The following is a 21,183-nucleotide window of genomic DNA, read 5'->3' on the forward strand; positions in this document are numbered from 1 at the left end:
CGTTGCCGGCACCGTCAGTCGTAGAACTCCGGTGCCTTCTTGGCGGCCTTGAAGATCTCGGCGTCGTGACCGATCAGCAGCTTCGCGTTGTCGGCGTCGCGGAAATGACGGATGCGCTCGTAGCTCTTGTACGAGTCCGTCGGGCTCCACGTGCCGGGAATGGGCGGAATCAGATTCTTGTCCAGGTTCTCCGTCGAGTAGACGCAGTCGCTGGTCAGAATCATCGTGCCGGTCTTGGGCAGCTTCACGACCATGAACTGGCTGCCCGGCGTATGGCCCGGCGCGCGCATGAGCCTCACCGTGCCGTCGTCGAACAGATCGAAGTCGCCGTTCAGGCGGATCGTCTTCATGTTCTTGGTCTCGGCGAAATCACCCGGGATGTAGTAGACGGAGTAACCGACGTCGGGCCACCACGCGGCCTTGAACTCATCGTCCTGCGCAATGAGCGTCGCGTTCTTGAACTGGCCGACATTGCCGCCGTGATCGAGATGGAGATGGCCGACGGCAACGTACTTCACGTCGTCGGGCTTGAGCCCGATCTTGGCGAGCTGGACGGGAATGGCGTCGTCCTTGGTCATCTTCAGGCCGAAACCCTTGGCCAGCGGCCCCCACCATCCGTCGGGATCGGTGATGGTCTTGTCATTGTTGCCGGTGTCGAACATCACGACACCCTTGGGATGCTTGATGACGTAGAAGCTGACCGGCACCCAGTCGATCGTGCCCTGGCCTCCCATCTGGAGGGCAGCCTTCGGGAACCCGCCCAGCGAGCCCGAGGTGAAAACGTAGAGCTTGGGACCTTCCTGCGCCGATGCGGGGACGATCGATGCCCCGATCAGGCCGAGGAAGCACGCGAGACCACTCAGGCGACGCAGGAATCGAGTATCCATGGACGCTCCTCCTGTCCCTTCGTTTATGTGACGAAGCGTCGCGCGACATCAGTGGCAGGTCAAGCGGGCGGAATGCATATCAGGGGTTCATTCGGCCTGAAATCGGATGGCGTCGCGTGGCGGGCGACCGGGTCCGAAAACCGCCAGACCGTGCCGCCTGCTCTCCGCTAGATCGACGGCGAAACGAGGAGCAATCATGGCCACCCTTCACAAGCAGATCGCCCTCGAGGCGCCGGCAACGACCGTTTGGGCGGCGTTGCGGGACTTCGAGGCCGTGCACCGGCGGGTGGCGCCAGGATTCCTGACCGATCTGAGGATCGAGGACGGCGACCGCATCGTCACCTTCTTCAATGGCCTGGTGGCGCGCGAGCGGCTGGTGACGGTCGACGACGAACACTGCCGGCTGGTCTACGCCGTCGTCGACGGACGGCCCAGCCATTACAACGCCGCCGTCCAGATCTTTCCCGAAGGCGACGGCCGCAGCCGTCTCGTCTGGACTATCGACCTGCTGCCGGACGAGCTCGCGCCGGCGATCGGCGGCATGATGGACCATGCCACGGGCTTCATGAAAAAGACGCTCGAAGCGGGTTGAGCGCGAGGCCGGGAAGTCTGTATGACGCCGCGATGAAAGTCCCGGCCCGCGATATCGACCATCTCAGCCTCACCCTCGCCGCTCCCGAAGCCCTTGCCGGCCGTCTGCAGCAGCTCGGTTTCAATCTGACGCCCGAGGGGACGGAGCCGCGCTGCTTGTGCTTCCAGCCGAATCGCGACGACATCCCGAGCTACATCGAGCTGATCGAGGGCAAGCCGAGGACCGCCCTCGCCGTGAACGTCGCCGAGCTCGAGGGCGACGAGCAGCGTCACGTCTGGGAGAGCGAGGACGGCTACGAGATCGAGGCCGCGGTGATCGTGGGCGAAGGCGAGGACAATCCATTGCCCTGGTTTCCGGTGAAGCACGAAACGCCGGAAGCCTTCATGGAGCCGGAATGGATCGTCCATCCCAATGGCGCTCTGGGCCTGGTGGCGATCCATGCCGTCGCGGTCGATCCCGCGGCATTGGCCAAGGTCCTCAAAGGGGCCTGGAAGGCCGAGACCGAGGAGATCTTCGATGGTTGTGTCCTGGTGAGGACCGGCGCCGTCGAGCTCCTGATCTGGTCGGCCACTGCCTGGCAGCTCGAATACAGGGCGCTCGAGGTGATGGCGCCGCAGGATCTGCCGGCGATCGTCGGCGCAACCATCGCCATCGAGCGTCAGCGCCCGCTTCAGGCCCTGCTCGGTGCCAACAACGTGAGCTTCGCGCTGGGCGAGGACGGCCGCGTCCTGGTGGCCTGCGAGCAGGCCGGCGGGCTCGTCATCGAGTTCATGCCGCAGACCTGATCCAGCGCTGCCAAGCCGGGCTTTCGAGGACGATCTCCGCCATGCGGCCGTAGCCGAGAGAAGCCGGATGCGCGCCGTCACCGGCGCGGATCTCGTCGAACCAGTCGGACGACGCGACAAGTCCATCGAAAACGGAGACGAACGGCACGTCGAGCCGCGCGCAGAGAGACGCCAGGGCACGATCCAACGTCTGGCAGCGCCCGCGCACCGGCTCGGCGTCCATGGGCACGACGCCGACCATGAGCACCGGCCAACGCGCCTTCGCCTCCGCGAGGACGGCTTCGGCATGTCCCAGCGTCGTCGATGGCGACACATCCTGCACTGCGTCGTTGGCGCCGAAGGAAAAGACCACGCGCCCCTCGCACTCGGCCGGCAGTCGCGCCTCGACTTCCGCCCGCCAGCGGGCACGGATCTGATCCGACCGGTCACGGCGGACCCCGAGATTGTACCCGGTCAGCTCGGCGCGCCGCTTGCGCTCCGCCCGCAGCACGCGGCCCACCCAGCCGAGATAGGCCGGATCACCCGTGCCGTTGACCATGCTGTCGCCGACGAAGCAGATGCGCATCGAGGAGCCGGCAATCAGAACGCAGGAACGGGCGCCTGCGGCACGTCCTTCCAGAAATCGGGATCGTGGCCGAAGAAGAGCTTGGCGCCGCCCTTTTCCAGCGCCTCGAGCCGATCGAGCGATACCAGCATCGCCTCGCGGTCGAAGACGAAGCGCGGCAGACGCCGCTCGCGCAGGGTGCGGCAGAAATAGCAGGCGTCGCCGGTGAGCACGACCTCGCCCTTCTCGGTGCGCACCTTCAACGACTGATGGCCGGGCGTGTGGCCGTAGGTGGGGATACAGACCACGCTGCCGTCGCCGAACAGGTCGTGCTCGCCGTCGACCTGCTTCACCGGATGGCCGTGATCGAAATCGGCCTTGTAGAAACCGACCTTCGCGGCCAGCTCGGGATCGTTGGCGGCCTGCCATTCGCGCTTCTGCACCACCATCGTCGCGTTGGGAACCAGCTCGTTGCCGCCGACATGGTCGAAATGAAGATGGGAGTTCACGATATAGTCGACCTTGCCGGGATCCCGGTCGATCGATTGCAGGCGCGCGGCGATGTCGTCCTCCGCCCCGTAGTGCTCGAAGCCGAAAATCCGCGCCACCCGCTCGCCAAGGCGCGCGGCGGGATCGGTGCGGCATTGAGGATGCATGCCCGTGTCGAACAGGACGCGCCCCTTGGCATGTTCGACGAGATAGGATGGAATGGGCAGCGCCACCTGGCCGTCCTCGCCCTCGATCATGTCCTTCAGCCGTCCGACGAGACGACCGCAGGTCATCGCATAGAGCTTTGCTGTCATCGCGACAGCCTAGCACAGGCCGAGCGGGGAACGGAGCCGATCGGGTGGCGTTGCTGCGTTTGTCATCGATCGGGATACGGATCGTGAAAGCTATCACTGTGCTGCCGGGAACGCCGGCTTCAGTTCAACTCGACGACCGGCCCGAGCCGCAGGCTGCCGCGAACATGCTCCTGGTGCAGGCGGTCGCGCTTGGAGTTTGCGGCACCGACCGCGAGATCATCTCCGGCGCCTATGGCTGGGCGCCGCCCGGCAAGGATCGCCTGATCCTCGGCCACGAGTCGCTCGGTCGTGTCCTCGAGGCGCCGGCGGGCAGCGGATTTTCCCAGGGCGATCTCGTCGTCGGCATCGTGCGCCGACCCGACCCGGTCCCTTGCCCGTCCTGCGCGGTCGGCGAGTGGGACATGTGCCGCAACGGGCAGTACACCGAGCACGGCATCAAGTCGATCGACGGCTTCGGTGCCGAGCGCTATCGCCTCGAGCCCGACTACACGGTGAAGGTCGACCCGGCGCTCGGCATGCTGGGCGTGCTGCTCGAGCCTGCGACGATTCTCGCCAAGGCCTGGGACCATATCGATCGCATCGGCGGACGCACCAGGAGCTGGTCGCCCAGGACCGTTCTCGTGACCGGCGCCGGCCCGGTCGGCCTGCTGGCGGCCCTGATGGGGCGTCAACGCGGCCTCGAGATCCATGTGCTCGATCTCGCCGACACGGGCCCCAAGCCCGATCTCGTGCGCGACCTCGGCGGCACCTATCACGCCCGCACCCTGGCCGACGATTTCGCGCCCGACGTCATCATCGAATGCACCGGAGCGCTGCCCGTGCTGGTCGACGTGATGAAGCGCGTCGGCAGCGACGGCATCGTCTGCCTCACGGGGGTGTCGAGCAGCGGCCATCCCCTGCCCTTCGATTTCGGCAATTTCAATCGCCATGCGGTGCTGAACAACACGGTCACTTTCGGCTCCGTGAACGCCAATCGCGCCCACTACGAGGCAGGCGCCGCGGCCCTCGCGAAGGCAGACCGGCAATGGCTGTCCCGGATGATCACGCGACGCGTACCGCTCTCGCACTGGCACGAGGCGTTCGAGCGCCGTCCCGAGGACATCAAGGTGATCCTGCAGTTCGAGTCCGACGCGGCATGAGTGCGCCCATCGAGAGCTACGGCATGATCGGCGACTGCGAGACGGCAGCGCTGGTCGGAACAAATGGATCGGTCGATTGGCTTTGCTGGCCGCGCTTCGATTCCGACGCCTGCTTTGCCGCGGTGCTGGGCGGGCCCGACAACGGGCGCTGGCTGATCGCGCCGCACGACGAGATCAAATCCGTCCGCCGGCGCTACCGGCCCGACACACTGATCCTGGAAACCGAGTTCCGGACCGACACCGGCCGAGCGACGCTGATCGATTTCATGCTGCCGCGCGACACGACCTCTGACCTCATCCGCATCGTCCGCTGCGACGAGGGCGAGGTTTCGGTCAGCATGGAGCTCGCGCTGCGCTTCGGCTACGGCGCGACCACGCCGTGGGTGACGCGCCTCAAGCAGGATACGATGCGCGCCGTCGCCGGTCCGGACATGGTCGTGCTGCGCACGCCGGCTCCCTTTCGCGGCGAGCATTTCAAGACCGTGGCGCGGTTTTCGCTGGCTGAAGGCCGATCGATGCCCTTCGTGCTGAGCTACGGCCCTTCCCATTTGCCGGTTCCGGCGGCCATCGACCCGTACGAAGCGCTCGAGAAATGCGAGGAGTTCTGGTGTGAATGGACGGCCAAGACCAAGACCGATGGGCTGCATGCCGAGGCGATCAAACGTTCGCTGATCACGCTCAAGGGCCTCACCTACCTGCCGAGCGGCGGCATCGTGGCGGCGCCCACGACCTCGCTGCCCGAGCAGTTCGGCAGCGAGCGCAACTGGGACTATCGGCTCTGCTGGCTGCGCGATGCCACTCTTTCGCTGCTCGCGATGATGAACGCCGGCATCTACGACGAAGCGGCGGCCTGGCGCGACTGGCTGCAGCGCGCCGTCGCGGGCTCTCCCGATGAAATGCAGATCATGTACGGTCTCCGCGGCGAGCGCCGGCTGACCGAATGGGAAGTCGGCTGGCTGCCGGGATATGCCGAGTCGCGCCCGGTCAGGGTCGGCAATGCGGCGCACGAGCAGTTCCAGCTCGACGTCTACGGCGAGCTGATGGACGCCTTCGAGCAGTCGCGCAAGGGCGGGCTCGCGGCGACCGAAGAGGGCTGGGAGCTGCAGCGCGCGCTCATCGAGCATGTCGCCGAGGTATGGCAGGAGCCGGACAACGGCATCTGGGAGACCCGCGGGCCACTGCAACACTTCGTCCATTCCAAGGTCATGGCCTGGGTGGCGTTCGACCGCGCGATCAAGGGCGTCGAGGAGCATGGGCTCAAGGGGCCGATCGAGGAATGGCGCTCCATCCGCGACCAGATCAAGGACGAGGTATGCGACAAGGGCTTCGACAGGAAAGGCAACACGTTCCGCGCCGCCTACGGCAGCGACCTCCTCGACGCCAGCCTGCTGCTGATGGCGCAAACCGGGTTCATCAAGGCCGACGACCCGCGCTTTGTCGGCACGGTCGAGGCCATCGAGCGCGAGCTGGTGCAGGATGGCTTCGTGATGCGTTACAACACGCACGATGCCAACGACGGCCTGCGGCCGGGCGAAGGCGCGTTCCTGGCCTGCAGCTTCTGGCTCGCCGATGCCTATATCTCGATCGGCCGCTACGCCGATGCCGAGAAGCTGTTCAACCGGCTGCTTGCGATTCGCAACGACCTCGGCCTTCTGGCAGAGGAATACGACCCGCATGCGCGGCGTCTGCAGGGCAATTTCCCGCAGGCTTTCTCGCACATCGCGCTGATCAACACCGCCTTCAACCTCACGCGCAGTCACAAGCCTTCCGAGCAGCGCTCGGGCGCTCACCGCGGCCTGCATCACGGCCTGCAAAGCAAGGCCAGGCCCAACGCCAAGAAGGTGTCGGCGCCGCCGCGGCTCGGGCGGTCCCGGGTCAGGCGTCGAGGAGCTTCCGCAAAGTCTCGTTGACCACCTTGGGGTTGGCCTTGCCGCCGGTGGCCTTCATCACCTGGCCGACGAACCAGCCGAACATGGTCGGCTTGACCTTGTAGGCGGCGACCTTGTCGGGGTTGCCGTCGATCACTGCCTTGATGGCCGCCTCGATCGCGCCGGTGTCGGTCACCTGCTTCAGGCCCCGCTCCTCCACCAGAACCGCCGGATCCTTGCCCGTTTCCTCCATGGCGACGAACAGGTCCTTGGCGATGCGGCCGGAGATCGTGCCGTCGGCCTGCAGGTCCAGGAGCTTGCCCAGATGCCCGGCGCTGATCGGCGACTGCGCGATGCCCACGCCGCGCCGGTTGAGCATGGCGAAGAAATCGCCGGTGACGAGCTTCACCGCCTCCTTCGCATCGCGGCCCCTGGCCACGGTCTCGAAGAACTCGGCCGTCTCCCGCTCCGCCACCAGCACGCCGGCGTCGTAGGGCGTGAGGCCATATTCCTCGATGAAGCGCGCCTTCTTGGCGTCGGGCAGCTCGGGCAGGCTCGCCCTGATGGCCTCCACGAACTCCGGCTTCAGGACGAGCGGCAGCAGGTCCGGATCGGGAAAGTAGCGGTAGTCGTGCGCGTCCTCCTTGGAGCGCAGCGAACGCGTCTCGCCGCGGCCGGGATCGAACAGCCGCGTCTCCTGCACGATCGCGCCGCCGCCCTCGATCACCTCGACCTGGCGGCGCGCCTCGTACTCGATGGCCTGCTTCACGAAGCGGATGGAGTTGACGTTCTTGATCTCGCAGCGTGTGCCGAGCGGCCCGCCGGGCTTGCGCACCGAGACGTTGACGTCGCAGCGCATGGAGCCTTCGTCCATGTTGCCGTCGCAGGTGCCGAGATAGCGCACGATCGAGCGCAGCTTGGTGAGATAGGCGGCGGCCTCGTCGGCCGAGCGCATGTCGGGCTTGCTGACGATCTCCATCAGCGCCACGCCCGACCGGTTCAGGTCGACGTAGGTCTGGCTGGGATGCTGGTCGTGCAGGCTCTTGCCGGCATCCTGCTCGAGGTGCAGGCGCTCGATGCCGACGGTACGGCTCTTGCCGCCTTCGAGATCGATCTCGATCTCGCCCTCGCCCACGATCGGATCCTTGTACTGCGAGATCTGGTAGCCCTGCGGCAGGTCGGCATAGAAGTAGTTCTTGCGGTCGAACACGGAGCGCAGGTTGATCCTGGCGTTGAGGCCGAGACCCGTGCGCACGGCCTGCTCCACGCAATGCTCGTTGATCACCGGCAGCATGCCGGGCATGGCGGCATCGACCAGTGACACCTGCGTGTTGGGATCGGCCCCGAACGCGGTCGGCGCGCCGGAGAAGAGCTTGGCGTCGGAGATCACCTGGGCGTGAACTTCCAGCCCGAGCACGACCTCCCAATCGCCGGTTTCACCTTTGATCAGCGACATGGGCCGTTATTAGGGCCGCCGGTCGGCCGGGATCAAGGCTTTCCGTCCCGTCGGCCGCCGGGTAGGTTCCGACCGACAGACAGGGAGGAAATCGATGACCATCCTGCGCCGCCGCGCACTGCTGGCGGGAGCCGCAGCGTCCACCTTCGCGGCGTCCGCCTGGGCCGAGGGCGAATGGCCCAAGGGGTCGATCCGGATCATCGTCCCCTTCCCGCCCGGCGGCTCGACCGATCCGGTCGCGCGCATCATCCAGGCCAGGCTGATCGAGACCACGGGCTGGCACATCATCATCGAGAACAAGCCCGGCGGCACCGGCGCCGTCGGCTCGGCAGTGGCGGCCAAGGCGGCGCCCGACGGCCAGACCTGGATGATCACCTTCGACAGCCACATCCTCAATCCGGCCTTCGCGCCCGGCCTGCCCTACAAGGATTCCGATCTTCTCAACGTGATGGAGATCGGCCGCACGCCGCAGGTGATCACGACCCATCCCGATCGGCCCTACAGGACGTTCGCCGAGGCGGTGGCGGACGCGAGGAAGCGGCCGGGCCGGGTCAACATGGGCGTGCTCGGCGCCAGCCAGGCGCTGGTGCTGATGACCCTCGTCAAGAAGGAGAACGACGTCGACATCAACCTGATCCCCTACAAGGGCGGCGGGCCGCTCAACCAGGATCTGCTGGCGGGGGTCACCGACATCGGGATCGGCAGCCTGACGTCGCTCAGCCCCCATATCCGCGCCAACAAGGTGCGGGCGATCGCGGTCACGGGCGAGAAGCGGACGCCCGCGCTTCCCGATACCCCGACGCTGGCCGAGCAGGGCATCAAGGCCTTTCCCTCCTATTCCTGGTGGGGCGTCTACGCGCCGGCCGGCACGCCGCGTCCGATCGTCGACCGCATGCACGCCGAGATCACCAAGGCCGTGCGCTCGGCCGACGTCTCGCAGAAGTTCGTCGAGCAGTTCAACATGGAGATCCTGACCACCTCCCCGGAGGAGTTCGCCGCCTACCAGAAGAGCGAGCAGGAGCGCTGGTTCAAGGTGATCAAGGACAACGACATCAAGGGCGATTGACGCCGGGCTTCTCAATCCCGCGCCAGCTTCCGCAGGTCGCTCACCGCGCGGAAGAAGCTGTCGGCCGGCGTCGAATCGGGATCGATCAGGCGATGGAGACGAAACCCGTCCTCCAGCGCCAGGAGCATGGCGCTCGCCCAGGCCGGATCGCGCACGCCGGTCCCGGCCGCCCGCATGGTCGAGCTGACGATCTCGGCGACGAGCTTGCGGCGGGCGCGCAGGCGCTTGGCCAGCTCGGGTCGTCGTTTCTCCGCCCGCGCCACGTAAAGGATCAGCTCCATATGCAGGAGGGGCGCCTGCCCCAAGGGATCGTGCCGGCTGCGCTCGGTGGCGCGCAGCGCCGCCACGTAATCGTCGGGTGTCCGATGCCGCGCCAGCAGATCGCGATGATGCGCGATCGAGCGTTCGACATGGTCCTCCAGCATGGCGACGATCAGGTCGTCCTTGCTGGCGAAATTCGAGTAGAAGGCGCCGCGCGTGAAGCCGGCCGCCGCGGCGATCGTCTCGATGCTGGCCGCCCCAATGCCCCGTTCCGCGAAGACCCGGGCCGCCGCCTCGAACAGCTTCTCCTTCGTATCGTCCCGTGTCGGACGCGTGCGCGCTCTTGACATGGCCGGTTCCTTAGCACATTAAAATTCGATACATATCTGTATCGAATTGCAGTGCGAGGATGGCCATGCCCGATGCCGCGACCGTCGCCAGCCCGACCGACCGCTTTTTCCTCGAGGCCATGTCCCCCGCCTTTCGCGAGGATCCCTATCCCTACTACGAGCGCTTTCGCGGATCCTCGCCGCTTCTGCGCATGGCCGACACGATCTGGTTCGCGCTCGGCCACGCCGAGGTGACGGCGCTGCTGCGTCATCCCGGGCTTTCGACCGACGAATCGCATGCCGCCACCGAGGCCGACCGCACCGAGGAGGATCCCAATCGCACCCGCAGCCTGCTGTTCATGGATCCGCCCGAGCACACGCGCCTGCGCGGGCTGGTCGCGCGCGCCTTCACGCCACGCCGCGTCGAGGAGCTGCGCGGCACGACGCAGGCGATCGCCACCGAGCTCGTCGATGCCATGGCGCCGCAATCCGGCGTCGTGGACGTGATCACGGCCTTCGCCTATCCGCTGCCGGTGCGGGTGATTTGCGCCCTGCTGGGCGTCCCGCCCGAGGACGAGGCGATTTTCACCGCCTGGTCGCGCGGCATCGCCCGCTCGGTCGATCCGGGCATCCTGCGCAGCGCCGAGATCGAGGCGGCGATCGTCGAAGCACGCCAGGGCCTGCAGGCCTATCTCGGCGACCTGCTGGCAGCGCGGCGACGCAAGCCCGGCAATGATCTTCTTTCCGCGCTCGCGGCCGTGGAGGCTGATGGCGACCGCATCTCGCCGCGACAGATCGTGGCGCTCGCCCAGCTCCTGCTGGTCGCGGGCCACGAGACGACGGTGAACCTGATCGGCAACGGCACGCTGGCCCTGCTGCGCGCGCCGGACCAGCTCGCCGTTCTACGGCGCTCGCGCGAGCTTGCCGGCCCGGCGGTCGACGAGCTGCTGCGCTTCGACAGCCCGGTGCAGATCACCCAGCGCGTCGTGGTCGAGGATATGGAAGTCGTCGGCTGTCCCGTCAAAGCGGGCGACGAGATCATGCTGGTGCTGGGCGCCGCCAACCGCGATCCCACCGTCTTCGCCGATCCGCACCGCCTCGACGTCGCACGCGATGCCCGCCGGCATGTCGCCTTCGGCGGCGGCATTCACCATTGCCTGGGAGCGGCGCTCGCCCGCATGGAGGGTGAGATCGCGTTCCGCACCCTGCTCGACCGCTTCGGCCGGATCGAGCTCGCCGGCACGCCCGCGCGCCGGCCGACCTTCACGCTGCGTGGACTGGAGAGCCTGCCAATCACCTTGAAGTCATAGTGGACCGCGGGCTTCCAGCCCGCCCATATCATGAGCGCGCAAGATGCGCGCGGTCCCGAGACCGTCACACCGCCTGCGGCCCACGCACCAGCTTGCCGGGCAGCGTCCCCGTCGGCTCGCCGTCGCGATAGGTGACGCTGCCGGACACGATCGTGGCGCGATAGCCGGTGGCGCCTTGCAGCAGACGCTTGCCGCCAGCCGGCAGGTCCCACTTCATCACCGGCGCCTCGACGCGCAGCTTGTCGAAATCGATGACGTTGAGGTCGGCCTTGTAGCCCTCGGCGATCCGGCCGCGGTCGTTCAGGCCGACGGCACGGGCATTGTCCAGCGTGTGGCGCTTCACGAGCCACGACACGTCGAGCCGACCGACCTTGCGGTCGCGGCCCCAATGCGACAGCAGATAGGTCGGGTAGGAGCCGTCGGAGATCAGGCCGACATGCGCGCCGCCATCGCCCAGCCCGATCAGCGTGTGCGGGCTTTGCATCATCTCGCTGCAACAGTCGAGATTGTAGGCGGCGTAGTTCGCGAAGGGAGCGAAGATGAAGTTCTTGCCCTCGCCCTCGATCAGGTAGTCGTAGACGACCTCACGCGGGTCGCGGCCCTCGTGGCGCGCCCGGGCGCCCAGCGAGCTCTCCCGCGGCGGTTCGTATTCCGGCGGATCGCCCAGCGGGAACATGCGGTCGTAGTCCACCAGCCGCGCCGCCATCTCGGAGCGCAGCGGCTCGTGCGATTCCTCCAGCAGCCGGGCGCGGAAGGCAGGATCGCGCATGATCGCGAGCCGCTCGGCCACGCTTTTGTGAGCGATCGCCTTGTACGACCGGCACATCGAGAACGGGATGCGGCTCGCCTGCAGGCCCTGCAGCACGCCGATCGGCCGCGGCGCCACCTGCGCCTTGGCGGAATGTCCCTTGGCCGCCAGCCCCTCGACCAGGCCGAGCAGGCGCCGCCAGCCGTCGGGCCGGGTATGGCGCTGCGCGAGCGATACCGAGAACGGACGGCCGCTGGCCGCCAGCAGCCGGTCGAGCATCGCGAACTCGCTCTCCGGATCGGGCGTGTTGAAATCGGAGATGAACTCGATCACGCCCTGCCCCGCATCCTTCATGCCGAGCGCGATGCCCAGAAGCTCGGCTTCCGAGGCACGAAGCGAGGGCGTCGGATCGCCCTTGACGGTGCGATGGTTGAGGGTGCGCGAGGTCGAGAAGCCCAGGGCGCCGGCGCGCATCGCCTGCGCGGCAAGGACGCGCATCTGCGCGACCTCGTCGGCTGTCGCCTCCTCGAGCTTCGCCGCCCGCTCGCCCATCACGAACACGCGCAGCGCGCCGTGCGGAAGCTGGGCGCCGAGATCCATATCGCGCGGCCGGGCGTCGAGCGCGTCGAGATACTGCCCGAACGACTCCCACGACCAGTTGAGCCCCTCGTCGAGCGCGGCACCCGGAATGTCCTCGACGCCCTCCATCAATTCGATCAGGCGCTGGCGATCGGCCACCTTCACCGGCGCGAAGCCCACGCCGCAATTGCCCATCACCGCGGTCGTGACGCCATGCCAGCTCGAAGGCTGCAGCCGCGAATCCCATGTCGCCTGGCCGTCATAGTGGGTGTGGATGTCGACGAAGCCCGGCGTGACCAACAACCCCTTGGCATCGATCTCCTCGCGGCCGCTGCCGTTTACGTTGCCAAGCGCGACGATCCTGCCGTCCTTCACCGCGACATCGGCCTCGCGAAGGGCGCTGCCCGTGCCGTCGGCCACCGTGCCGCCGCGAATGACAAGATCATGGTCCGCCATATGGTTCCCGGTTTGCCGAAGTCTACCGCAACGGCCTCGAACGCGCATGCCGCCGCAGGTCGAAACGGAGCAGGCGTCGGAAAGGGTACGATCAGTAACCCGCCGGTCGCGCGTCGAATGCCGCCGCCTTCTCGAGCGCCGCGGCTGCGCGCAGCATCGTCTCCTCGTCGAAGGAGCGGCCGATGATCTGCAGGCCGAGCGGCAAGCCGTCCTTGTCGAGGCCGACGGGCACCGAGATGCCGGGCAGGCCCGCCATCGATGCCGGGATGGTGAAGGCATCGTTGAGGTACATGGTGACCGGATCGTCCATCTTCTCGCCGGCCGGGAAAGCAGCAGTCGGCGCGGTCGGCGTCAGCAGCACGTCGCATTTCTCGAACGCCTGCTTGAAGTCGCGGGCGATCAGCGCCCGCACCTGCTGCGCCTTCTTGTAGTAGGCGTCGTAATAGCCGGCCGACAGCACGTAGGTGCCGATCATGACGCGCCGGCGCACCTCCTTGCCGAAGCCGGCGGCGCGCGTGTTCTGGTACATCTCGATCAGGTCCTTGCCCGGCACGCGCAGCCCGTAGCGCACGCCGTCGTAGCGCGCGAGGTTGGACGAGCATTCGGCCGGCGCCACGATGTAGTAGGCCGGCAGCGCGTACCTGGTATGCGGCAGCGAGACCTCGAGCGGCTGTGCGCCGGCCGCCTTAAGCATCTCGACGCCCTTGTCCCACAAGGCCGCGATCTCCGCCGACGTGCCCTCGACGCGGTATTCCTTCGGAATGCCGACCTTGAGCCCTTTGATGCCGGGGTTGCGCGCCGCCGCGGCGAAATCCGGCACCGGCAGCGGCGCCGAGGTCGAATCCCTGGGGTCATGCCCTGCCATGGCCTGCAGGATGAGCGCCGCATCCTCGACGGTGCGCGCGAACGGGCCGGGCTGGTCGAGCGAGCTTGCGAAGGCGACGACGCCCCAGCGCGAGCAGCGGCCGTAGGTCGGCTTCAGGCCGACGATGCCGCAGAACGAGGCCGGCTGGCGGATCGAGCCGCCGGTGTCGGTCCCGGTGCTGCCGGGCACCATGCGCGCCGCCACCGCCGCCGCCGAGCCGCCGGAGGAGCCGCCCGGCACCAGCTTGCGGTTGTCGCCGCGCCGCTTCCACGGATTCTCGACGCCGCCGAAATAGCTCGTCATGTTCGACGAGCCCATGGCGAACTCGTCGAGGTTGGTCTTGCCGACCATGACGGCGCCGGCCCGCCAGAGGTTGGCGGTCACCGTGCTCTCGTAGGGCGGCACGAAGCCTTCGAGGATGTGCGACGCGGCGGTGGTTGGGACGCCTTCGGTGCAGAACAGGTCCTTGACCGCGAGCGGCACGCCCTCGAGCAGGCCCGCCTCGCCCCGCGCACGGCGCGCATCCGAGGCCACGGCCATGTCGCGCGCCTTGTCGGGTGTCTCGGTGATGAAGGCGTTGAGCGCGCGATGCTCGTCGAGCTTTCCGAGGTGCGCGTCGGCGACCTCGACGGCGCTGGCCTCCTTCCGGGCCATCGTCGCCGCGAGCTCCGCGACCGTGAGATCGGTGAGAGCCGCCATCGCCTACTCCACCACCTTGGGCACGGTGAAGAAGCCGCCCGCATTCTTGTCGGTCGGATCGACATAGACCGCGCCGCCCGGCGCATTGGCCAGCACCTTCTCGGCGATGCCGCCGTCCGTCACCTCGTCGGCGCGCATGGGCAGCGTCACATCGGAGACGCTGGCCAGTGGCTCGACGTTGCCGGTATCGACCTCGTTCAACTGCTCGATCCAGGCCAGGATCCTCGAGAGCTCGCCGGCGAGCGGGACAAGCTCCTCCTCCGGCACCTTCAGACGGGCAAGACGCGCGATGCACGCCACCGTGTCCTTGTCGAGCGACATACCTCTGCTCCGAAACGCTTGAATGGCGCGGTTGGTAGCGGTTTTGCCCCGGGGGAGCAACGGGCTACGAGGCGGCCGCCGTCTCGGCGACGCGCTTGGCCGCAACCGCCTCGATCTCGGCTCTCATGCCCGGCCGCCGCGCCAGAAGCTCGTTGAAGTCGCGGCGCGACAGCACCAGCAGATGGCAGTAGCCGACCGCCACCACGTCGGCGTTGCGCGGCCGCGATTCGAGCAGGCCCATCTCGCCGAAGAAGTCACCCTCCTTCAAGGGCACCGTCATGCCGCCGACATGGACCGCCACCTCGCCGGCGGCGATGAAATACATTGCGTCGGGTCGGCCGCCGACGGCGACGATCTTCTCGCCCGGCACCGCCAGCCGGGCCCGCAGGCGCCGGCCAACCTCGCGCACCGCCGCGGCATCGAGCCCGGCGAAAAGCGGCACCCGCGCGATCATGCCGGCAAGCTCGAGCCCGAGATCGAGCGACGGCCGGTGGCTCAGGCTCTTGCGGCGCGCGTTCAGCTTGCGGCGCAAGTCGGCATAGACCTCGCGGCTGATGATCGACTCGCGCAGCCGGCGCGCGTATTCGGCCGATTCGAAGCGGATCGCGGCCCGCTCGAGCTGCCGGTCCTTGATCGACTCGGCGTAGCCCGGGTACTGCAGCGAGAGCGCTCTCAGCGCCCGGACGACGAGTTCCTGGCGTTCCCTGATCATCGCGCCCAGCCGTTCCTCAGCGTCCGCCCCCAGGAGATCGGTGATCGAGCTCAGGTTGAAGGCCGCGAGTTCCGCCAGCACGTCCTGCGACACCATCAGGATCTCGAACCGGTCGGCGAGCTGTTCGGTCAGCGGCCAGCCGAAGCCGAAATGGCGATGCAGCCAGAGCGCGACGCGAAAGGCGAGATCGGGCCGCGCGAAATCCTGCACCACCTCTTCGTAGCCCGCGGCGCCGCGATCGCGCACGGCATCGATCAGCCGGTCGGCGCGCGCCGTGAGCAACGTCACCATGCGGCGCGACAGGGTCTGCTGCTCGAACTGGTCGAGATAGAGGTCCTTCTCCTGCGTGCACAGCGTCAGCAGGCCGACCGACAGGCGTTCGTGCAGCTCGAGCGGCAGATCGGCCGGCGGCGCCTCGATCTCGGCGTCACCTGCCGAATCGGGATCGACGTCGAGGCCGACCACCCGCTCGTTGTGCTCGCGCATGATCTGGCGGAGCTGGCGCTGGACGTTGACCCGCGAGAGGGCCAGCACCCTGTCGCGCAGCGCCACCTCCACGGGGCTCAGCTTGTTCAGCCCCAGCGCCCGCATCACCAGCCCGAGCGTCGTGGCGTTGACCAGCAGGGTGAAGAGCACGAACAGCGTCGCAAGCTCGGCCGTGAATTCGCGGATCGTCTCGGGCAGGCGCGTGTCGCCGGCCACGACCATGGCGAGCACGATCGTCACCGCGCCGCGCAGGCCGCCCCAGACGAGGATCGTCTTGTAGCGCGGGTCGACCGGCTCCACGAGACGGGTGATCTCGAGCAGGGGCAGCATGCCGAACACGACCAGCACACGAGCCAGTGTCGCGCCGACCACAACCGCCACCAGACCCCAAATATACAGCCAACTGATATACGGCAGGAATTGCGCCGCCACCATCGAGGCGAGCACGAAGATCAGGCAGTTGCTCCAGAAGTCGAGCTGCTGCCAGAGCTGCTTGAGCGCCGTCCATTGGCGGGGATGCAGATGCGTCGGCCCATAGGCCGCCACCGTGAGCGCCGCGACCACGACCGAGACAACGCCCGAGATCGCGAGGTAGTGGTCGGCCAGGACGTAGCTCAGATAGGCGAGGCTCACCGTCACCGAGGCGATCGCCACATCCGAGTCGCCCAGCCGCGGCAGGACCACCATCGCGGCGCGGGCGAGCGCGAAGCCGAACAGCACGCCGCCGAAGAAGTCGCGCAGGACGTGGATCACCGGCGCGGCGGCCTCGGCAGGCGCGGCCTGGCCGATGTCCGGCGATACGCGCACGATCAGGAGCTGCATCACGAAGCCGAACGAGGCGATGGCGACGGCGTCGTTCAGGAGCGACTCGCCCTCGGCCAGGATCGAGAGCCGCTTGGGGGCGCCGACATCGCGGAAGATGCCGATCACCGCCGCCGGGTCGGTGGTCGACACGATCACCCCGACCAGCAGGCAGATCAGGATGTCGTAGCCGGTGGCGAGATGGACCACGCCGGCCACGCCGCCGATGCACACGAGCACCGCCACGATGGCCAGCAGCAGCACCGCCGACATCTCGTCGATCAGACGGCGTACGTCGATCGTGAGGCCGGCGGTGAACAGGAGCGGCGGCAGGAACAGCGGCAGGAAGAGATCGGTGCCCACCTCTATCCCCGCCAGGCCCTTGAAGGCGTCGCCCAGGACTCCCTCCGCCTCGCCGCGGAGCGCGATCCAGTCGCCGATCAGGCCAAGACCGAGGCCGGTGACGGCGAGCAGCACCGTGTGCGGCAGGCGCAAACGTTCGGCCAGCGGCACCAGCAGGCTGACGATCGTCAGCACCATCGCGAGCGCGAGGAGCGCGTAAAGGACAGCAGTCACGCCACAAACTTACTTGAAGCGCCGGCCTTGTCGACCCGCCAGCGCACAGCGCCTATAAGGCGCGCCATGCCGATCGTCGACTTTCCGGAACTCAGGGCGTCGCTGGTGCGCGACGGCCGTCTGATGGCGTTCGACGTGGGGACCAGAACGATCGGCGTGGCGACTTCCGACGTGCGACGCACGCTCGCCACGCCGCTTCTCGTCCTCAAGCGCTCCAGGCTCGCGGCGGACCTCGAGCGTCTGGCCGACCTCTCCGGCAAGCACGAGGTGAAGGCGCTCGTGCTTGGTCTGCCGCTCAACATGGACGGCAGCGAGGGGCCGCGCTGCCAGTCGGTGCGCCAGTTCGCGGCCAATATCGCAGCCCACGGGCCGCCTGCCCTGGCCGCCCTGCCCATCGTCCTGCAGGACGAGCGGCTGAGCACGGCGGCGGTAACGCGGGGCATGATCGAGGACTACGACATGAGCCGCGCCAAGCGCGCCGAACGGGTCGATGCCGCGGCCGCCGCCTGGATCCTCGAAAGCGCCCTCGCCCGCCTCGCGTGATCACTTGACGACGATTTCGTGGGTCAGTTCCTCGCTGCCCTCGGCCGAGCGGACATCGAACTCGATCTCCCATCGTCCCGGCGCCAGAAAGGACAGGCCATCCACCCGATATCGGCCGTCGGCGCCGCCACTCACCTTGAGGTGCTGGCTCGGAGTCTTCGCGTCGAGGCGCTCGGCCCCCACCTTGACCAGTTCGGCCGCATCGCCCGATTTCGTGCAGACATTCATGATGAGGGAAACCGGCTCGCCCACCTCGATCGGCATCGGGTCGGGCCGAAACGCGATCATGTAGCGCTCGGAAAACACCACCCAGCCGGTTCCGTGCCCCAGATCCATCGGACAGTCGGCTTTGGCCGTCGCCGCGCCGACCAGGGCCGCGCAGAACGAAAGACTCGCAACAAGACCACGCATTTCAACTTTTCTTAGCACCTGCTCTCGCCGGCGTCGTCACCCATGTGTAGTTGAAGCTGATGGAGACGCGCTCGCCGGCATAGCGCGCGGGCGGCACCTCGTGGCGCAACCAGCTCTCGAACAATATGAGATCGCTGGACCGCGCAGCCATGCTGACGAAAGAACGCATGGCCCGGGGCGCATCCGCGCGTCGCGGCGGGGCCGCCATCAGACGCGATAGCCGCGGATCCTCGAACTTGAGCGCGCCCGCCCCTTTCGGCACCACGACATAGTAGGTGCCGCTGATGAACGATGCGGGGTGCAGATGCAAGGAATGTCCGATGCCGCCCGGCATCCGGTTCAGCCAGCAGTCGGACATCGCCACGCGCCGGCGCGAGAGATCATACTGCAGCGATCGGACAAAAAGGGCGACATGTCGATCGATGTGGCGTCGCAGCCTGTCGAACAGCGGCGAAACCAGATGCAGCCGATCGAGCGATCCGTAAGAAGTGTAGCCGCCGACATAGTGCTTCGCCGACCACCGCCGGCCGGCCATGTCCGATGCGGCGATCGCCTCGCACTCGTCGTGGAGTCTCTGATCGAAATGTGCGTTCGCAGCGGAGGTCAGCGGAGCGCGATAGACGAGTGTCGGAAATAGGGCATGGATCGCCATGACGTGATTATCCGTGATGAGGGGACCGCATGCTATGGTTTCGCATGTCACGCGCTGCAACGATCGGACGCCGCCGCGTCCTCCTGCTGGGAAGCGCCCTGGCCATTGCGTCGCCAGGCCGTGCGGCGTGGGCGCTCGAACAGCTCAAGATCGGCAGCGAGCGCGGCACGATCGACTTCTCGATCGGCGACTCCAAGCTCTTTCGCACCACGGGTTCGTTCAAGGACTGGCGCGGCATGATCGATGTCGACCGTGCCGATGTCTCGAAGAGCCGCGTCGACGTGCGGGTGAACACCACGAGCATCGAGATGCTCGACAAGCAGCAGACCGACATGCTGAAGGGCGCCGATTTCTTCGACGTGGACAAGTTTCCCGAGATGATTTTCAAGTCGACGAACATCGAGCGTGTGAGCGAGGACAAGCTCAAGGTCATGGGCGACATCACCCTGCGTGGCATCACGAAGCCGATGCAGCTCGACGTCGAGGTGGCCGACCGCCGGCCGGACGCGCCGCCGGGGACGCGCTATGCGCGCTTTCTCGGCCAGGGACAGATCAAGCGGTCGGAGTTCGGCATGACGAAGTTCGTCGATGTCGTGGGCGACACGGTCGACATTTCCATCCGCGCCGATGCCTGGCGCTGAGGCGCACGGGCAGCGGCCGACCCTCGGCTATCGGCCGGTCGCCAAGGGGCTGCACTGGATCACGGCGGCGGCGGTGTTCGGCCTTCTCGCGCTCGGCCTTTGGATGACCGACCTGCCCATCGGGCTCACCAAGCTCGAGGCCTATGCCTGGCACAAATGGATCGGCCTCACCGTGTTCCTTCTCACCGTGGCACGGCTCATCTGGCGCTGGCATGCGCCACCGCCGCCTTTGCCCGACGCCGTCACCCGATGGGAGCGCCGGCTGGCGCCGGTCTCACACGCCGCACTGCTCGTTCTGCTCGTGGCGCTGCCGATCACCGGCTGGCTCATGAGCTCTGCAGGGGGCGTCGAGATCTTCTGGTTCGGCCTCGTGCCGCTGCCGAACCCGGTGCCCCGCGATGCCGGCCTGTTCGAGCGCCTGCGGACCGCCCATCACTGGCTGGCCTGGACGCTCATGGCCGTTCTCGCTCTCCACGTCGCGGCGGTGATCCGCCACGACGTCCTGCGCCGCGACGGCGTCTTCCGCCGCATGTGGCCGTCGCGATAGCCGCTACTGCGGCCGTGGACCGATGTAGTTCGATTGCGGGCGGATGATGCGCCCACCCTTCTCCTGCTCGAAGATGTGGGCGCACCAGCCCGCGGCCCGACCCACCGCGAACAAGGCGGTGAAGGCCTCGCGCGGCACGTCCAGGGCTTCGAGCAGCAGTGCGGTGTAGTATTCGACGTTGGTCTCGAGCCGCTGCCCCGGCTTGTGGCGGCGCAGGGCCGCGATCGCGCCCTTCTCGACCGCCGCGGCAAAGGCCAGCCGTCCCGCCGTCGACGGCAACGTCGCCACCGCGGCCTTCAGCACATCCGCCCGCGGGTCGCGCACCTTGTAGACACGGTGGCCGAAACCCATCAGTCGCACGCCCTTGGCGAAGGCGTCGTCGAACCACGCTTCGGCCCGCGCGGCATCGCCGATCTCGTCCAGCATGTCGAGCACCGGCCCCGGCGCGCCGCCATGCAACGGGCCCTTGAGGGCGCACAGGCCCGCGAGCACCGCCGAGATCAGGCCGGCGCGGGTGGAAGCGACGACGCGGGCGGTGAAGGTCGACGCATTGAATCCATGATCCGCCACCGTGGCGAGATAGGTGTCGAGCCCCTTCTCGAAGACGGCCCCGGCGCGCTGGCCGCGCAGCATGCGCAGAAAATCCTGCGCCGTCGTGAGCGCGGGATCGGGCGCGATCGCCGACAGGCCGCGGCGCGCGTTGAGCAACGCCGTCAGGAACACGGGCATCGCGCCACAGACGAGATAGTGATGAGGCATCGGATCGGAGTCCGCCAGCATGCCGATCCCGACGCGCAGCGCTTCGATCGGGCTCAGCGCCGCCGTCGCCGCCAGCAGCCGCGGCACATCGGCGAAGGCCCTGACCCGCGCGGCGGCCAGGCCCTCGCGGACGGCCGTCTCGTCGCCGCCGCCCTCGCCATGGCCTGTCCACAGCAAGGCGGCGACGCCTTCGAAGCCGCGGTGCGCGACCAGCTCCTCGAGGCCGTGCCCGCGGACGACCAGCCGGCCCGCCTCGCCGTCGACCTCGCTCATCACCGTATCGGCCACGATCACGCCATCGAGGCCACTGTCCACGCGTGTCTGCAGCATCTGGATGTCCCTTTCCC

General features: G+C 67.6%; 21 protein-coding genes. 9 read left to right on the plus strand and 12 right to left on the minus strand.

Translation table 11 applies throughout. The features are described 5' to 3' along the window. Positions 1–14 precede the first annotated feature (14 nt). Positions 15–887 (minus strand): N-acyl homoserine lactonase family protein, encoded by an 873-nt coding sequence (locus OJF58_RS25220; protein WP_300780618.1) that lies wholly within the window; start codon positions 885–887, stop codon positions 15–17. Positions 888–1,083: 196 nt separating this feature from the next. On the opposite strand from OJF58_RS25220, the gene OJF58_RS25225 reads away from it, so the two are divergent. Together OJF58_RS25225 and OJF58_RS25230 are read left to right on the plus strand one after the other, a co-directional pair. Continuing rightward, positions 1,084–1,479: an SRPBCC family protein gene (locus OJF58_RS25225; protein WP_300780619.1), complete on the plus strand. Its 396-nt coding sequence runs from the start codon at positions 1,084–1,086 to the stop codon at positions 1,477–1,479. Between the two features lie 32 nt (positions 1,480–1,511). Then, positions 1,512–2,264: a hypothetical protein gene (locus tag OJF58_RS25230; protein ID WP_300780620.1), complete on the plus strand. Its 753-nt coding sequence runs from the start codon at positions 1,512–1,514 to the stop codon at positions 2,262–2,264. On the opposite strand, the gene OJF58_RS25235 is transcribed toward OJF58_RS25230, so the two are convergent. Further along, on the minus strand, positions 2,248–2,829 hold the full coding sequence (locus OJF58_RS25235; protein ID WP_300780621.1) for a GDSL-type esterase/lipase family protein: 582 nt from the start codon (positions 2,827–2,829) through the stop codon (positions 2,248–2,250). The two genes, OJF58_RS25230 and OJF58_RS25235, sit on opposite strands and share 17 nt — an antisense overlap. Before the next feature lie 14 nt (positions 2,830–2,843). Continuing rightward, positions 2,844–3,611 carry an N-acyl homoserine lactonase family protein gene (locus tag OJF58_RS25240; RefSeq protein ID WP_300780622.1) on the minus strand — a complete coding sequence of 256 codons (768 nt, stop codon included), beginning with the start codon at positions 3,609–3,611 and terminating at the stop codon, positions 2,844–2,846. Positions 3,612–3,694: 83 nt separating this feature from the next. Between OJF58_RS25240 and OJF58_RS25245 the strand changes: the two genes are divergently transcribed. Next, positions 3,695–4,750, plus strand: coding sequence for a glucose 1-dehydrogenase (locus OJF58_RS25245; RefSeq protein WP_300780623.1), 1,056 nt, complete (start codon positions 3,695–3,697; stop codon positions 4,748–4,750). Continuing rightward, positions 4,747–6,660 (plus strand): glycoside hydrolase family 15 protein, encoded by a 1,914-nt coding sequence (locus OJF58_RS25250; protein WP_300780624.1) that lies wholly within the window; start codon positions 4,747–4,749, stop codon positions 6,658–6,660. The genes OJF58_RS25245 and OJF58_RS25250 overlap by 4 nt, the downstream gene beginning before the upstream one ends. Here the strand turns inward: OJF58_RS25250 and gatB are convergent. Continuing rightward, complete coding sequence (gene gatB, locus OJF58_RS25255; RefSeq protein ID WP_300780625.1) at positions 6,626–8,074, minus strand: Asp-tRNA(Asn)/Glu-tRNA(Gln) amidotransferase subunit GatB; 1,449 nt, start codon at positions 8,072–8,074, stop codon at positions 6,626–6,628. The two genes, OJF58_RS25250 and gatB, sit on opposite strands and share 35 nt — an antisense overlap. Before the next feature lie 94 nt (positions 8,075–8,168). Between gatB and OJF58_RS25260 the strand changes: the two genes are divergently transcribed. Then, positions 8,169–9,140: a tripartite tricarboxylate transporter substrate-binding protein gene (locus OJF58_RS25260; protein ID WP_300780626.1), complete on the plus strand. Its 972-nt coding sequence runs from the start codon at positions 8,169–8,171 to the stop codon at positions 9,138–9,140. Between the two features lie 11 nt (positions 9,141–9,151). Here OJF58_RS25260 and OJF58_RS25265 read toward each other — a convergent pair whose 3' ends face one another. Beyond that, positions 9,152–9,751 carry a TetR family transcriptional regulator gene (locus OJF58_RS25265; protein WP_300780627.1) on the minus strand — a complete coding sequence of 200 codons (600 nt, stop codon included), beginning with the start codon at positions 9,749–9,751 and terminating at the stop codon, positions 9,152–9,154. Between the two features lie 65 nt (positions 9,752–9,816). Between OJF58_RS25265 and OJF58_RS25270 the strand changes: the two genes are divergently transcribed. Beyond that, positions 9,817–11,040, plus strand: coding sequence for a cytochrome P450 (locus OJF58_RS25270; protein ID WP_300780628.1), 1,224 nt, complete (start codon positions 9,817–9,819; stop codon positions 11,038–11,040). 64 nt (positions 11,041–11,104) lie between these two features. Here the strand turns inward: OJF58_RS25270 and OJF58_RS25275 are convergent, their stop codons facing one another. The 4 genes from OJF58_RS25275 to OJF58_RS25290 all read right to left on the minus strand — a co-directional run bounded on the left by OJF58_RS25275 (position 11,105) and on the right by OJF58_RS25290 (position 17,283). Continuing rightward, positions 11,105–12,823, minus strand: a complete 1,719-nt coding sequence (locus OJF58_RS25275; protein WP_300780629.1) for an amidohydrolase family protein — start codon at positions 12,821–12,823, stop codon at positions 11,105–11,107. 91 nt (positions 12,824–12,914) lie between these two features. After that, on the minus strand, positions 12,915–14,387 hold the full coding sequence (gene gatA / locus OJF58_RS25280; protein WP_300780630.1) for an Asp-tRNA(Asn)/Glu-tRNA(Gln) amidotransferase subunit GatA: 1,473 nt from the start codon (positions 14,385–14,387) through the stop codon (positions 12,915–12,917). A 3-nt stretch (positions 14,388–14,390) separates the two neighbouring features. Beyond that, the gene (gene gatC, locus OJF58_RS25285) at positions 14,391–14,708 is read right to left on the minus strand and encodes an Asp-tRNA(Asn)/Glu-tRNA(Gln) amidotransferase subunit GatC (RefSeq protein WP_300780631.1); all 318 of its coding nucleotides are present in this window, start codon (positions 14,706–14,708) and stop codon (positions 14,391–14,393) included. Between the two features lie 64 nt (positions 14,709–14,772). After that, entirely contained in the window at positions 14,773–17,283 is a 2,511-nt protein-coding gene (locus OJF58_RS25290; RefSeq protein ID WP_300780632.1) for a cation:proton antiporter, read from the minus strand. Positions 17,284–17,349: 66 nt separating this feature from the next. On the opposite strand from OJF58_RS25290, the gene ruvX reads away from it, so the two are divergent. Continuing rightward, positions 17,350–17,826, plus strand: coding sequence for a Holliday junction resolvase RuvX (gene ruvX, locus OJF58_RS25295; RefSeq protein ID WP_300780633.1), 477 nt, complete (start codon positions 17,350–17,352; stop codon positions 17,824–17,826). On the opposite strand, the gene OJF58_RS25300 is transcribed toward ruvX, so the two are convergent. After that, positions 17,827–18,162 (minus strand): hypothetical protein, encoded by a 336-nt coding sequence (locus OJF58_RS25300; RefSeq protein WP_300780634.1) that lies wholly within the window; start codon positions 18,160–18,162, stop codon positions 17,827–17,829. 76 nt (positions 18,163–18,238) lie between these two features. Continuing rightward, entirely contained in the window at positions 18,239–18,889 is a 651-nt protein-coding gene (locus OJF58_RS25305) for a TIGR02466 family protein (RefSeq protein ID WP_300780635.1), read from the minus strand. 44 nt (positions 18,890–18,933) lie between these two features. Between OJF58_RS25305 and OJF58_RS25310 the strand changes: the two genes are divergently transcribed. Continuing rightward, on the plus strand, positions 18,934–19,530 hold the full coding sequence (locus OJF58_RS25310; protein ID WP_300780636.1) for a YceI family protein: 597 nt from the start codon (positions 18,934–18,936) through the stop codon (positions 19,528–19,530). Further along, on the plus strand, positions 19,517–20,077 hold the full coding sequence (locus tag OJF58_RS25315) for a cytochrome b (protein WP_300780637.1): 561 nt from the start codon (positions 19,517–19,519) through the stop codon (positions 20,075–20,077). The genes OJF58_RS25310 and OJF58_RS25315 overlap by 14 nt, the downstream gene beginning before the upstream one ends. Positions 20,078–20,080: 3 nt before the next feature. Here the strand turns inward: OJF58_RS25315 and OJF58_RS25320 are convergent, their stop codons facing one another. After that, positions 20,081–21,166 (minus strand): citrate synthase/methylcitrate synthase, encoded by a 1,086-nt coding sequence (locus OJF58_RS25320; RefSeq protein ID WP_300780638.1) that lies wholly within the window; start codon positions 21,164–21,166, stop codon positions 20,081–20,083. Positions 21,167–21,183: the final 17 nt, after the last annotated feature.

It is taken from the genome of Enhydrobacter sp. (genome assembly GCF_030246845.1).
GTDB lineage: Bacteria > Pseudomonadota > Alphaproteobacteria > Reyranellales > Reyranellaceae > Reyranella.

Excerpts from the sequence above, each read along its gene's own strand:
- OJF58_RS25220 (WP_300780618.1), bottom strand. The coding sequence starts at position 887 with ATGGATACTCGATTCCTGCGTCGCCTGAGTGGTCTCGCGTGCTTCCTC.
- OJF58_RS25225 (WP_300780619.1), top strand. The coding sequence starts at position 1,084 with ATGGCCACCCTTCACAAGCAGATCGCCCTCGAGGCGCCGGCAACGACC.
- OJF58_RS25230 (WP_300780620.1), top strand. The coding sequence starts at position 1,512 with ATGAAAGTCCCGGCCCGCGATATCGACCATCTCAGCCTCACCCTCGCC.
- OJF58_RS25235 (WP_300780621.1), bottom strand. The coding sequence starts at position 2,829 with ATGCGCATCTGCTTCGTCGGCGACAGCATGGTCAACGGCACGGGTGAT.
- OJF58_RS25240 (WP_300780622.1), bottom strand. The coding sequence starts at position 3,611 with ATGACAGCAAAGCTCTATGCGATGACCTGCGGTCGTCTCGTCGGACGG.
- OJF58_RS25250 (WP_300780624.1), top strand. The coding sequence starts at position 4,747 with ATGAGTGCGCCCATCGAGAGCTACGGCATGATCGGCGACTGCGAGACG.
- gatB (WP_300780625.1), bottom strand. The coding sequence starts at position 8,074 with ATGTCGCTGATCAAAGGTGAAACCGGCGATTGGGAGGTCGTGCTCGGG.
- OJF58_RS25260 (WP_300780626.1), top strand. The coding sequence starts at position 8,169 with ATGACCATCCTGCGCCGCCGCGCACTGCTGGCGGGAGCCGCAGCGTCC.
- OJF58_RS25265 (WP_300780627.1), bottom strand. The coding sequence starts at position 9,751 with ATGTCAAGAGCGCGCACGCGTCCGACACGGGACGATACGAAGGAGAAG.
- OJF58_RS25270 (WP_300780628.1), top strand. The coding sequence starts at position 9,817 with ATGCCCGATGCCGCGACCGTCGCCAGCCCGACCGACCGCTTTTTCCTC.
- OJF58_RS25275 (WP_300780629.1), bottom strand. The coding sequence starts at position 12,823 with ATGGCGGACCATGATCTTGTCATTCGCGGCGGCACGGTGGCCGACGGC.
- gatA (WP_300780630.1), bottom strand. The coding sequence starts at position 14,387 with ATGGCGGCTCTCACCGATCTCACGGTCGCGGAGCTCGCGGCGACGATG.
- gatC (WP_300780631.1), bottom strand. The coding sequence starts at position 14,708 with ATGTCGCTCGACAAGGACACGGTGGCGTGCATCGCGCGTCTTGCCCGT.
- ruvX (WP_300780633.1), top strand. The coding sequence starts at position 17,350 with ATGCCGATCGTCGACTTTCCGGAACTCAGGGCGTCGCTGGTGCGCGAC.
- OJF58_RS25300 (WP_300780634.1), bottom strand. The coding sequence starts at position 18,162 with ATGGATCTGGGGCACGGAACCGGCTGGGTGGTGTTTTCCGAGCGCTAC.
- OJF58_RS25305 (WP_300780635.1), bottom strand. The coding sequence starts at position 18,889 with ATGGCGATCCATGCCCTATTTCCGACACTCGTCTATCGCGCTCCGCTG.
- OJF58_RS25310 (WP_300780636.1), top strand. The coding sequence starts at position 18,934 with ATGTCACGCGCTGCAACGATCGGACGCCGCCGCGTCCTCCTGCTGGGA.
- OJF58_RS25315 (WP_300780637.1), top strand. The coding sequence starts at position 19,517 with ATGCCTGGCGCTGAGGCGCACGGGCAGCGGCCGACCCTCGGCTATCGG.
- OJF58_RS25320 (WP_300780638.1), bottom strand. The coding sequence starts at position 21,166 with ATGCTGCAGACACGCGTGGACAGTGGCCTCGATGGCGTGATCGTGGCC.